This is a genomic window from Frigoribacterium sp. Leaf415 (genome assembly GCF_001424645.1).
Taxonomy (GTDB): domain Bacteria; phylum Actinomycetota; class Actinomycetes; order Actinomycetales; family Microbacteriaceae; genus Frigoribacterium.
In genome coordinates this window covers 829,876-842,068 of the sequence record NZ_LMQR01000001.1, presented here as the reverse complement: position 1 = coordinate 842,068, position 12,193 = coordinate 829,876, and the positions used below count along the sequence as shown (strand labels likewise).

10 protein-coding genes are annotated in these 12,193 nt (G+C 73.6%); 1 reads left to right on the top strand and 9 read right to left on the bottom strand.

Annotated features, from left to right (window positions below):
• Positions 1-47: 47 nt before the first annotated feature.
• The 4 genes from dxr to ASG28_RS03865 all read right to left on the bottom strand — a co-directional run bounded on the left by dxr (position 48) and on the right by ASG28_RS03865 (position 3,418).
• Positions 48-1,124 carry a 1-deoxy-D-xylulose-5-phosphate reductoisomerase gene (gene dxr / locus ASG28_RS03880; protein WP_055972200.1) on the bottom strand — a complete coding sequence of 359 codons (1,077 nt, stop codon included), beginning with the start codon at positions 1,122-1,124 and terminating at the stop codon, positions 48-50.
• A gap of 117 nt (positions 1,125-1,241) precedes the next feature.
• Positions 1,242-2,255: an FKBP-type peptidyl-prolyl cis-trans isomerase gene (locus tag ASG28_RS03875; RefSeq protein ID WP_055972198.1), complete on the bottom strand. Its 1,014-nt coding sequence runs from the start codon at positions 2,253-2,255 to the stop codon at positions 1,242-1,244.
• Positions 2,256-2,291: 36 nt separating this feature from the next.
• Positions 2,292-2,852 (bottom strand): FKBP-type peptidyl-prolyl cis-trans isomerase, encoded by a 561-nt coding sequence (locus tag ASG28_RS03870; RefSeq protein ID WP_055972195.1) that lies wholly within the window; start codon positions 2,850-2,852, stop codon positions 2,292-2,294.
• Positions 2,853-2,926: 74 nt separating this feature from the next.
• On the bottom strand, positions 2,927-3,418 hold the full coding sequence (locus ASG28_RS03865) for an OsmC family protein (protein WP_055972193.1): 492 nt from the start codon (positions 3,416-3,418) through the stop codon (positions 2,927-2,929).
• A 68-nt stretch (positions 3,419-3,486) separates the two neighbouring features.
• On the opposite strand from ASG28_RS03865, the gene ASG28_RS03860 reads away from it, so the two are divergent.
• Positions 3,487-4,503, top strand: a complete 1,017-nt coding sequence (locus ASG28_RS03860; RefSeq protein ID WP_055972190.1) for an asparaginase — start codon at positions 3,487-3,489, stop codon at positions 4,501-4,503.
• On the opposite strand, the gene ASG28_RS03855 is transcribed toward ASG28_RS03860, so the two are convergent.
• From ASG28_RS03855 to ASG28_RS03835, 5 genes are all read right to left on the bottom strand, one after another.
• The gene (locus tag ASG28_RS03855; RefSeq protein ID WP_055972187.1) at positions 4,500-5,414 is read right to left on the bottom strand and encodes a hypothetical protein; all 915 of its coding nucleotides are present in this window, start codon (positions 5,412-5,414) and stop codon (positions 4,500-4,502) included. The two genes, ASG28_RS03860 and ASG28_RS03855, sit on opposite strands and share 4 nt — an antisense overlap.
• Positions 5,415-5,509: 95 nt before the next feature.
• Positions 5,510-7,372 (bottom strand): zinc-ribbon domain-containing protein, encoded by a 1,863-nt coding sequence (locus ASG28_RS16985; protein WP_055972184.1) that lies wholly within the window; start codon positions 7,370-7,372, stop codon positions 5,510-5,512.
• Positions 7,372-9,744, bottom strand: coding sequence for a transglutaminase-like domain-containing protein (locus ASG28_RS03845; protein WP_055972182.1), 2,373 nt, complete (start codon positions 9,742-9,744; stop codon positions 7,372-7,374). The genes ASG28_RS16985 and ASG28_RS03845 overlap by 1 nt, the downstream gene beginning before the upstream one ends.
• Positions 9,741-11,204, bottom strand: a complete 1,464-nt coding sequence (locus tag ASG28_RS03840; RefSeq protein ID WP_235477527.1) for a DUF58 domain-containing protein — start codon at positions 11,202-11,204, stop codon at positions 9,741-9,743. Before ASG28_RS03840 ends, ASG28_RS03845 begins: the two co-directional genes overlap by 4 nt.
• A complete protein-coding gene (locus ASG28_RS03835; protein WP_055972180.1) occupies positions 11,201-12,172 on the bottom strand; it encodes an AAA family ATPase in 972 nt (323 codons plus the stop codon). Before ASG28_RS03835 ends, ASG28_RS03840 begins: the two co-directional genes overlap by 4 nt.
• Positions 12,173-12,193 lie beyond the last annotated feature (21 nt).

Here is a 12,193-nt window from a genome sequence, read left to right as displayed (position 1 = left end):
CGCCGACGCCATGACGACGCTGGGAGCCCCGAACTGGGGCGGCGGGCTCAGCGGGCCAGCAGCGCGTCCGCCTCGGCACGTGCCCAGCGTTCGGCGTCGAGCACGCCCTCGAGGCTGCTCTCGCCCGCGGTGTGGCGGTCGACGACGGCCTCGACCACGTCGAGGATGTCGAGGTACCCGACGCGTCCCGCGTGGAACGCCAGGACGGCCTGCTCGTTGGCCGCGTTGAAGACGGCCGGGTAGGTCCCCCCGGCCCGCCCGACCTGCTTGGCGAGCCGGACGGCCGGGAAGGCCTGCTCGTCGAGGGGCTCGAAGGTCCAGGTGGAGGCGCGGGTCCAGTCGAGCGGGACGCCCACCCCGTCGACGCGGTCCGGCCAGGCGAGCCCGAGCGAGATCGGCAGGCGCATGTCGGGCGGCGAGGCCTGGGCGATGGTCGAGCCGTCGACGAACTCGACCATGGAGTGGACGATCGACTGCGGGTGCACCGTGACGTCGATGTGGTCGTAGTCGACGTCGAACAGGAGGTGCGCCTCGATCACCTCGAGCCCCTTGTTGACCAGGGTCGACGAGTTCGTCGTGACGACCAGGCCCATGTCCCAGGTGGGGTGAGCGAGCGCCTCGCGCGGGGTGACGGCGGCCAGCGAGTCCCGCGTGCGACCGCGGAACGGCCCGCCCGACGCCGTCAGGACGAGCCGGCGCACCTCGCGGTCGCTGCCCGAGCGCAGGGCCTGCGCGATCGCCGAGTGCTCGGAGTCGACCGGCACGATCTGACCGGGGGCGGCCCGCTGCGTCACGAGGTCGCCACCGACGATCAGGCTCTCCTTGTTCGCCAGGGCGAGCGACGCACCCGAGTCCAGGGCGGCGAGGGTCGGTGCGAGACCGACCGAGCCCGTGATGCCGTTCAGGACGACGTCGGCCCGGACGTCGCGGACGAGCTGCACCGATTCGTCGGTGCCGAGGGCCGTGTGCTCGACGCCGAACTCGGCCGCCTGAGCGGCCACGCCCTGGCGGTCGGAGCCGGCGGAGAGGCCGACCACCTCGAAGAGGTCGGGGTGGGCCCGGACGACGTCGAGGGCCTGGACCCCGATCGAACCGGTGGAGCCGAGGATCGTGATGCGACGCATGGGGTCAGCCTAGGGCGAGCACCGGCGGGGCCGTTCGCCGCCACGGGTGGCCGGTGTCTGGGCGACCCGTGGCCAGGCGACCCGCGGCCAGGCGACCCGTGGCTGGGCGACCCGCGGCTAGGCGACGGCGAGGATGTCGATCACGAAGACGAGCGTGTCGGTGCCTCCGATGCCGGCCGAGGGCTGACCGGCCTCGCCGTAGCCCTCGGCGGGTGGGATGATCACCACGACCTGCGACCCGACCGTCTGACCGATCATGGCCTTGGCGAACCCCGGCACGACCTGGTCGGTCGAGAACGGCGTCGGCGTGCCCTTGCCCCAGCTCTGGTCGAAGACCTCGCCGGTGGTCCAGTTGACGCCCTGGTACTGGACGGTGACGTTCGCGGGGTCGGGGACGACGGGGCCGTCGCCCTTCTTCAGGACCTCGATCTGCAGATCGGACGGCGGGTCGGTGCCGGGCGGGATGGTCACGGTCGGCTGACCGTCGTCCGCGAGCTCGACCGCTGGGAAGCCGTCCTCGGGAGGCTGGGCCTCGCCCGTCGCCCTGGTGGGCACGATGGAGACGACGTCGGCGACGATGACCACGGGCGTGGGCGTGGCGGCCTGCTCCCCCGCGGTCGCGGTCGTCATGTCGGCCGCCGAGGCGACGGTCACCGTGCGGCTGCCCGAGGGCACACAGGCGATCGCGTCGACGATGCCCGGCACGTAGTAGTCGGTGCTCACCGTGAGTTGCGTGGGCTGCTGGCCCTCGTCGAAACCGGCCGACGTGACCTCGGCCCCGGTGGTCGCGTCGTAGACCGCGATGCGGACGTTGGCCACCGCGCCCGGGCCGGCGACCTCGCCGCTGCCCTCGACCAGGGTCGTGCGCTGGGTCGACGTGACCTCGAGCGGGGTGTCGAAGCTGACCTCGGGCGCGGCCTCGACCTCGCCCGTGACGTCGACGCCGTCGGACAGCGACCCCGACGCCGGCGCCTTGCAGTCGCCGTCGGCGCCGCTCGCCGTGGGAGACGGCTGGTCGGAACCCCCCGTGCAACCGCTCAGCACGAGGGCGACGAGCGGAACGGCCGCCAGGGCGACGATCCGTCCTCGACGGACACGGGTGGACGGACGAGGAGGCGCGGTGCGGGTCATCGAGGAGTCGTCTCGGTGGTCGACGGCGACGGTCGGCTAGGAGACGGCGAGGATGTCGATGACGAAGACGAGCGTGTCGGTGCCCGAGATGCCTGCCTGCGGGGCGCCGGCCTCGCCGTAGCCGTCGGCCGGCGGGATGACGACGACCGTCTGCGACCCGACGGTCTGCCCCACCATGCCGTCCGCGAAGCCGGTGATGACCTGGTCGGTCGAGAAGGTGGCCGGCGCGCCGCGCGACCAGCTCTCGTCGAAGATCTCGCCGGTGTTCCAGATGACGCCCTGGTACTGGACGGTGACGGTGTCACCGGCCTGGACCGTGGCGCCGTCGCCCTTGATCAGGGTCTCGACACCGAGCTCGGTCGGCGCGTCGGCCTCGGGGACGGTCACCGTCGGACGGCCGTCGGCGTCGAGCTCGACGGTCGGGAAGCCGGCCTGCGGGGCCTGGGGCTCGCCCGAGGCCCGCAGCGGGACGTCGGACGTCGACGACGCCGAGCTGGTCGGCGTCGCGGTGTCGGACGACCCGCCGGCGTCGCCGGCACAGGCCGCCAACGACAAGAGGAGGGCGGGGACGGCCAGGAGGGCGAGGGAGCGGCGCATGGGGATCTCTCGGTCGGAGTGACGGGGCTCGCGCCGTGGGACTCGGCGCGGCGGAGGTGCCGTGCCATTCTGCCTCACGCCCGGTCGGCTTCTCTGGACGCCGCCACCACGGTCGGCTCGTGGCCGACGGGGAAGGCGACGGACGCCGCGATGAAGCACTTGCGGCTCGCCTCGGCGTGCAGCTCGAGGGCGCGCTCGACCATGTCGTCGTCGGCGACGGTCACCCGGGGCCGCAGGGTGACCGACGTGAAGCGACCGCCGCCGTCCTGCGTCTGGGTCATGCGCCCCACGGCGGCGTCCTCGTAGGCGACCACGACCACGCCCGCGGTGGCGGCGACGTGCAGGTAGCTGAGGAGGTGGCACTGTGCCAGGGCGGCGAGCAGCAGCTCCTCGGGGTTCCACCGGTCGGCGTCGCCGTGGAACGTGCGATCGGCCGACGCCAGGATGTCGTGCTGCTTGCCGGTGGCGACGATCGTGTTGTCCCGGCCGTACGAACGGTACGAGGTGGTGCCCTCGCCCCGGTCGCCCGTCCAGTGGACGTCGACGGCGTAGTCGTGGTCGAGCATGCTGCCTCCCTCTGGGCCCCTCGTCGGTGCGACGTGGTCGCGTGGCGGGCCTCGGTACACTCCCCATCATGACCGACCCCCGCCCCGCCGTGCCCTCCCGTCACCCCCTGACCGCCTCGGGCAGCGTCGAGCTGGCCGTGCTCGAACGCTCGGGCTGGGACGAGAGCCGTCACCTCGGTGCGGGCGTCGTCGTGGATGCCGACGGGCACGAACTGCGTCGCGTCGGGGACGCCGACGCGACGATCTACCCACGCTCGTGCTTGAAACCGCTGCAAGCGCTGACGGTGCTGCGGTCCGGAGTCTCGCTCGACGGCCCGCAGGCCGTGCTGGCGACGGCGAGCCACGCCGGCACGCGGGCCCACCTCGACGTGGTCGAGGCACTGCTCGGCCGCTCGGGCAGCACCGAGGACGATCTCCTCTGCCCGCCGGACTGGCCCGGCGACCGAACAAGCGCCCGCGAGGCGTCCGCGAAGCGCCGCCTCGCCATGAACTGCTCGGGCAAGCACGCCTCGTTCCTGCTCGCCTGCGCCGAGAACGGCTGGGACCCGTCGAGCTACGTCGCCACCGACCACCCCCTGCAGGCCGCCGTCCGCGAGACGGTCGCCGAGTTCACCGGCGAGACCGTCGACCACGCCGGTGTCGACGGCTGCGGCGCCCCGGTGATCGCGACCACCGTGGTCGGCCTGGCCCGGGCGATCGCCCGCATCACCGGGTCGGTCCGCCCGACCGGCGCGGGACGCGACGACCACGCGGCGCACCTCGTCGAGGCCGTCCTCGGCGACGCCTGGGCGATCGACGGCCCCGGCCGCGCCAACACGGTGACGATCGACGAGCTGGGGGTGCTGGCCAAGCTGGGCGCCGAGGGCGTCATGGTGATGGGCACGACCGACGGCGTCGCGGTGGCCGTGAAGGTGCTCGACGGGAACGTGAGGGCCGGCACCCTGGTCGCGCTGCGCCTCCTGGTCGACGAGGGGGCTGTCGACGCAGCCGCCGCCGATCGCGTGATCGAGCGCACGCTCGAGAAGGTCACCGGCGGTGACGGCCTCGTGGGCCGCATCCGTCTCGGCAGCGGGCTCGACCGCTAGACGCATCGCGCGGCGTCGTCGAGCACCGACACGAACGCGACCCGCAGGCTCTGCCGACACGGCCTACCGTCCTTGAGGGTGACCGTGGCCTCACCGTCCGGGCTGATCACGACGACCGTGTCGACCGCGGGCGGTTCGGCCACGGGCAGGGCCCCCACCGAGGGCACCACACCGACGAGCACGCAGTCGACGGCCTCGGCCGCCTGGGCAGCCGACGCCCCCGCCGCCCGCAGCTGACGGCGGAGGCCCGACGCCACGGCCTCGGCCACGACGGGCGGTCCGACAATCCGGACGGTCGACGAGAGGGGCACGCAGAGCGGCGCCTCGTCGAGGGTGGCCGCCTCGGCCCGGAGGCGTGCCAGTCGGGCGACGGCCGGGTCGCCCGGCTCGAGGTCGTCCTCGGGACGCCCCTCGAGCGCGAGCCCGCTGGAGGCGCGACCCACCCCGAGCACCAGCACCCGGGTCGGACGACGTGCGGCGTCGGACGCACCGAGTCGATCGGCCGTCGGGTACCAGTCGGCCAGTTCACGCGACCGTGCCGCCCGGAGGCTCGTGACGACCTCCTCGACCGCGTCGAGGGACTCCAGGAATCGCGATCGTTCGCGACGGGCCGTGAGGGTCGCCCCGGCGACACGGTCGACGGCCCAGCCGACGAGGACCGCGAGAGCCGTCGCGACCGAGGACGCGAGGACGGCAGGCGGGCCGGTCCAGGGGACGAGGGCCCCGCACCCCGACACGAGGGCGCCCGTCGAGATCGCCGCGACCGGCGCGGCTGTCGGACGGGGGCGGGCCGGTGCCGACGGCAGCCGCACGCGGGATGCGACGGACGGGGACGTCACGGGAGTCGACGACGGCACGGGAGTCGACGACGACGCGGGAGTCGACGACGACGCGGGGGTGGAGGAGTCCATGCCCCCAGTGGAGCGGACTGCCTGCCGTGATCGGTGCCGGGTGGGCGGGGCCGGGGAGGACCCGCCGACCCTGCCGCGTGTGGAGGAGTCGTCGGTCAGACGACGACGAAGAACTGCTCGCCGATCTCGACCCGGGTGCCGCGCGTCACCCGGACGCGGACGCCCGGATCGGCACGGCGGGGCGGGAGATCACGAGGGCGGACGACCGTGCCGTTGCCGGACCACCGGTCGCTGACCCACAAGGCTCCGGCCTCTTGACCGAATTCGAGATGCGTCTTCGACACTGATTTCCCGGGATCGACGATGCGGACGAGCTGGTCGAACCGCTCCCCTGGCTGGGGCGTCGGCGCCCGGCCGACGAGACCCGTGCCGTCGACCGTGATGCTCTCACCCGTGCTGAACTGCAGGACGTACTCGGTCCCCAGGCCACCACGGCGGACGATGCGGGTCTCGTCGACGTCGTCGTCCACCGGCAGGTCGACGGGGGGACGACGAGGACGCCAGGGCGGGGCCGACGAGGAGGTCGGGGCCGGCGGGACGTCGGCGACGGTCGGCCTCGGGGTCACGGCCGGTCGCTCGGCCCGGAAGCCCGGGACGTGGTCGATCGGCTCGGGGGCCGGGCGTGGTGCCGCCTGCTGCTGATCGTCGGCCTCACCCTGTGCGGGGACGCCGTCATGGGAGCCCGGATCGCCCTGGCCGGTGCCGGCGTCGCCGGTGCCGGCGTCGCCGGTGCCCGATCGGACGGCCTCACCGTCCTCGGTGGCGGGACCCCGGCGGAGGACGGACTCGTCGTCCGGTCGCCACTCGGGTGGGAGCGGGACGACGGGGCCCGTGAACGACAGGGCGACGGATTGCACGACCGCACCGCATTCACCGCAGAAGATGTCGTCCTCGTCGACGGCTGCGCCACAGTGCGTGCACCGTTCGAGGCCGACGGCGGAACCCGGTGGGACGAGCGGCGCGGGCTCGACGAGCGGGACGGGTGCGGGACGACCGGACTCGACGGGAGCGGGACGGGACCCGTCGGGGATCGGCGGACGGAAGTCCCGGCCGAGCGCGGCGACCGGGGCGGTGTCGCCGTCCCGGGGCACGTCGGCCGTCGGACGCACGAGAGGCGGGGGGCTCACAGGAGCCGCCGCCCGGTCGTCGGGTGCGACCTCGGGGGTGGGAGCGGATGCGGGGGCGGGCTCGCCGGACGGCGCAGCCGCCTCCGGTCCGTCGGCGCCGTGGGCGTGGTCGGCCTCGGCCGGACGTGCGCCGTCGGGGGTGGAGGACGGCGCGGCCTCGCCGAAGCCGACCTCGTCGTCCGGACGGACGTCGGGCACCTCGGAGGACGGGGTCTCCGCGGCGGTCGTCGCCACGGGAGGGGTGTCGTCCGACCGGAGAGGCGTCAACGATGCCGTCCAGAGCGGGGCCGACGTGGGGCGTGGCCCGTTGTCGGGGTGCTCGGCGGGCGATCGGAGCGGGACGGGCGGTTCGACCGCCTCGGGGGCCGCCGTCCCGAGGGCGCCGACCTGGCCGTCGGGGATCGCGGGACGGTCGGGGCGAGAGGGCCTCGGGGACTCGGCCCGCGCCTCCTCGGAGGCTGCTCGAGGGTCGACGTCGGCCGCACGCTCGACCGATCGGTCGTCGACCGGCCACGCCGGGGGCTCGGGAACCGACTCGGGCGCCACGGGCCGGGGGTGGTCGGGGCCGGGCGACCCGACCTCGGCCGCGTCGGCGTCCGTCTGACGGTCGCGCACCCACCACGGTGGCTCCGCATCGCCGCGGCGGGGGTGCGACGTCGCGCGCGAGGGAGCCTCGGGCAGGTCGGGGGCGCTGGTGGCGTCGACGTGCTCGGCGGCGGCATCGGCCCGACGGCGGGCGGCCGCGAGGTCTGCGCTCGAGACCGCCCGACCGCACTCGCCGCAGAACATCGCGCCGACGGGCAGGGGGCTGGCACAGGTGGGGCAGTACATCAGTCGTTCCTCTGTCGCTCGGGAGGGGTGCGCCCATGGTAACCACGCAAAGATCGGAGCGAGACCGCCGCGGCGAACCGCTGCCGCCTCGTGAGGCCCACCCCGAGGGCTCGCCTCATCTCGGCGACGGCCGTCCAGACGCGGTCGGCGTCGGAGTCGGCGGGCGGGTTCGGAGAGAACACCGCACGGTCCGCCACCCGGGCCAGCACCGCGGGACGCGAACCACCGACCACGGCGGCGACCTCGCTCCGCGTCGCGGCCGGCGGGGTGCGGATGCCGTGGTCGACCACGGCGTCCTGGAACTCGTGCCAGCCGCCGCTGATGCGGGCGGACGGACTCGTCGCCGTCCGGCGGCGGCGTCTCCTCCGTGCCTTGAGGGCGACGATCGTCACGAACGGGGCCGCGAGCAGGCCGGCCACGAGAGCGCTCCAACCGGCGATCCGGACGATCGCCAGGACGACGGCCAACCAGACCGGAGGGGTCTCGGGGTCGTCCTGCTCGGATTGCGGCGGGGTCTGGTCGTCCCGCACCTGAGGGTCCTGGGGCGGCGGCTGGACGACGGACTCGGGACGGGAGATCTGCGTGGGGTCCTGCACCTGGTCCTCGGGGATCGGCCGTTCGGCCGGGTTCGGGTCGAGGGCCACCCAGCCGTGCTGGGCGGTGTCGACCTCGATCCAGGCGGTCACGCTGGACCCGGTGACCTCGACGCTGCCGCCGTCGGTCTCGGGCGCGAATCCCATGACCACCCTCGCGGGGAACCCCAGCTGATCGGCCATCAGCGCGGCCGCCGTCGCGTACTGCTCGGCGTCCCCGATCATGACGGGGTCGGTGAAGAGCTGGGCGATGCGGTCCGCCCCGTGCCCCGATCGACTGACGGGCTCGTCGGCGGTGACCCCGTGGCTCACGTAGCCGTCCTCGCGCAGCGCGCTCAGCGCCGCCTGCAGGCGCGCCCCCGGCCCCTGGACCCCGGCGACGTCCTCCTCGAGCGAGGAGGAGAGCTCGTCGGGCACGTCCCGCGGTGTCGGCACGGTGGCCGTCCCCGGCGTGAGCGCGTCGAGCTCGTCGTCGCCGGGCTGGCGGGGCTCGACCGCGTCCAACCGGTACGAGTCGCCTTGCCGGAGTCCGCCGAGGACGGCCGCCGTGCCCGTGACGTCGTTGTAGAAGAACTCGTCCCGCCGGGCGTCCGCCGTGGCTCCGTCGAACGAGACGGACTCGAGTCGGCCGACGGTGGGCAGCCAGAGGTCGTCGTAGGCACCGACCGTGACGTCCACCGTGGTCGCATCTCCGTCGACCTCGGATTGGTCGACGTCGGACGGCACGCGCGTGAAGAACCCGGAGGCGCTGTCGACCTCGCCGCTGCCGACGCTGTAGACGACACCGTCGTAGGTGTCGAGCGTGGCGACGCGCAGTCGCTGTCCGTCGCGGAGGCCCGAGACCGTGAGGAGCGTCTGGTCGACGGTCGGCTCCTGTTCGTAGGCCCGGAAGCCGCTGAGCGGGCTGACGTGGTCGCGGGGGTCGAACGGTTGCTCGACGACCGTGCGGGCCACCGTCCGCGAGGTGGTCGGCGGGACCGCCGCGACGGCGAGCGTGCCGGCTGTACCGGCGACGACCAGCGTGGCGAGCGTGCCGACGACGGCCCGGACGGCCACCGGGCGGTGCCCGGTCGACCTCGTGGCGTCACGGGCGGTGAGCGCGTCGAGCGCGACGCGACGCCGACGGAGGCGCCACCAGACCACCCAGGCGACCACCGTCACGAGCACGGCGACTCCCGTGGCTCGGGGCCACCAGGCCTCGCCCGGACCGAGCACGATCGCCGCGATCCAGACGACGACGGGGACGACGACGGCGAGTTCTCCGCGTCGGCCGCGGAGCGCGACGGACAGACCGACGACCGTGCCGACGAGGACCAGTACGAAGACCGGCACCAGCAAGGCCTCGTAGCTGCCCACCGGCAGGGCGATGGTGACGAGCTGTTTCCAGCCGAGAGCCGTCGCCGAGACCAACGTCAGGAGGCCCCTGCCCGTGGGCAGCACGCCGACGAGGGCCTGCGACGGCACGGCCAGCGGCACGCCGAGCACGAGGTACGCCACGACCGTGGCGACGAACACCCACACGCTCGACAGTCGGAGGACGGCCGACCCGAGCGCGATGACCACGCCGACGGCGAAGGCGACGACGACGAGCACCACGAAGGCGGCACTCTCGTACACCGGCCAGAAGGTCGCGGCCGCGGTGCCGAGCGAGGCGGCGAACAACGCCACGACGGAGGTCACGAACGGCGCCCGCAGTCGGGTCGGCCGGGTGCGTGACCGGGCGCGGGGAGGAGGGGTCACGGGCCCTGCGGGCGTCCGGACCTCGTCGACGGCGGTCATGCGCTCGCCGTCCGGGCGAGCGACTTCTGCAGGTCCTCGAGGAAGCCGATGGTGAGCACGGTGAGATCGGCGATGCGCCTCATGCCGGGCACCGTCTCGGGGTCGCACACGATCGCGACCGCTTCGACCCCGAGGGGGAACTGCATGGCGGCGGCGCGCATCTCGGTGACGGTCGTCGTGGACCCGACGACGAGGAACGCCACCGAGATCCCCACGACCTGGTCGCCGGCGACCCGTGAGACGTCGGTGATGGCCAGGGCGGACTCGGCCGTGGTGACGACGGCGAGCTCGTCGAGCAGCCGGTTGCGCGTCAGCGTGCTCAGCGAGCGGATCTCGAGGTTCTTGCGCTTGGCGAACTCGGGGGTGGTCGCTCCGACGACGACGCTGACCTCCCGCGCGTCCCGGATCGCCCGGGCGCCGAGCGAGCCCGCGACGCTGACGGCGAGCTCGAACTCGTCCTCGTTCGCGAAGTCGCCGGCCGCCAGGCTCAGGGCGATGACGAGGTGGCTGCGCCGACTCTCCTCGAACTGCCGCACCATGTAGGTGCCCGTCTTGGCGGTCGACTTCCAGTGGATGTTCCGTCGTTCGTCACCGGGCTGGTACTCGCGCAGCGCGTGGAACGAGATGTCGCTGGGTGAGAGGTCGCGCGTCGGGTTTCCCTCGAGGTCGCGGATGAGCCCCGTGCTCGTGCTCGGGATGCCGATGGTGCGGGGATGGACGAACACCTCGGTGACGCCGGTCCACTCGATCTCGCGTCGGGCGAGGCCGACCGGATCACCACGGACGGTGCTGACCGGTCCCACGACGACGACGCCCCGGCGCGTGGTGGGCAGGTCGAACGACTCGGTCACCTCGTCACCCGACCGCAGGCTCGGCAGGTCGATCTCGGCGAGCCCCGGGCCGACGGGGACCTCGACGGACACCCCGAGGATGCGGCGCGCACTCGCGTTGCGCACCCGCACGGTGCCGGCGGCCGCGGCGCCGACGGCCACCCGTTCGTGCGGGATCTCGAGGGTGATGCGGACGGAGTTCCGACCGATCAGCGCCAGCCCCGCGACGAGCAGCAGGACGATCGCGGCGAAACCGACCACCACGAACTCGGGCCAGCCGAGCAGGTAGCCGACGAGCAGCGCCACCGGTGCGGCGACGAGCATCGACCACCCGAACGGCGTGACCACCGAGGAGGCGCTGGTGAAGGCCCCGCGGACGGCGCGGCGGGTCCCGCGGGTCGTCCTGACGAGCAGGACGAGCAGGTCCGCTCCGATGCCGGTGCGATCGCCGACGATCCGGGTGCGGGCGTTCGTCAGCCCCTGTGTTCCCGTCGAGAACGCGGAGTCGAAGCGCTGGTCGACGCCACGGGTGCCGCCCCGCGGTCGTGTGCGACCGGCGCGGGAACCGTCCGCGGTCGACCCCGGCACGGGCCGCGCGGCCCGGTCGGTGCCTCGGGGACGCTCGCTCACACGGCTACCCGTTCGGCGGGTGGCGCCGTCTCGATGAGCAGCTGGCTGACGACGCTGGACGGCGTGACGCCGTCGAACTCCGCTTCGGGGTCGAGCACGAGACGGTGCGCGAGCACGGGCTCGGCGAGCGACTTGACGTCGTCCGGGATCACGTAGTGGCGGCCGAGGGACGCCGCGTAGGTCTTGGCCGAGCGGACGAGGGCCAGCGCGCCGCGCACGCTCACGCCGAGACGGACCTCTTGGGCGGTGCGCGTGCCGTCGACGAGTCGGGCGACGTAGTCGCTGATGGTGGGCTCGACGTGCACCGTGCGGGCGAGCTGGGCCATCTCGGTGATGACCCCCGCCTGGACGATCGGGTTGAGGCTGCCCTCGTGGACGCGTGTGGCCGAGCCCTCGAGGATGCGCACGGTCGCCGCGTGGTCGGGGTAGCCGATCGAGGTCTTCATGATGAACCGGTCGAGCTGGGCCTCGGGGAGACGGTAGGTGCCGGCCTGTTCGACCGGGTTCTGCGTGGCGATCACCATGAACGGCGAACCCACGGGATGGCTGATGCCGTCCACCGTCACGCGGCTCTCTTCCATGACCTCGAGCAGGGCGGACTGCGTCTTGGGGCTGGCCCGGTTGATCTCGTCGGCGAGCACGATGTTGGAGAAGATCGGCCCGCGGTGGAACTCGAACTCGCCGGCCTTCTGGTCGTAGATGCTGACGCCGGTGATGTCGCCGGGCAGGAGGTCGGGCGTGAACTGGACGCGGTTGCTCGTGCCCTGGACGCTCTGCGCGATCGCCCGGGCGAGCGAGGTCTTGCCGGTGCCCGGGAAGTCCTCGAGCAGCAGGTGCCCCTCGCTCAGCAGAGCCGTGAACGACAGCCGCACGACGAAGGTCTTGCCCAGGAGCACCTGGTCGACGTTGGCCACCAGGCGCCCGAAGATGTCGGAGAACCAGGTCGCCTGCTCGGGGGTCATGCTCATCGTGTCGTGTCTTTCTCGAGG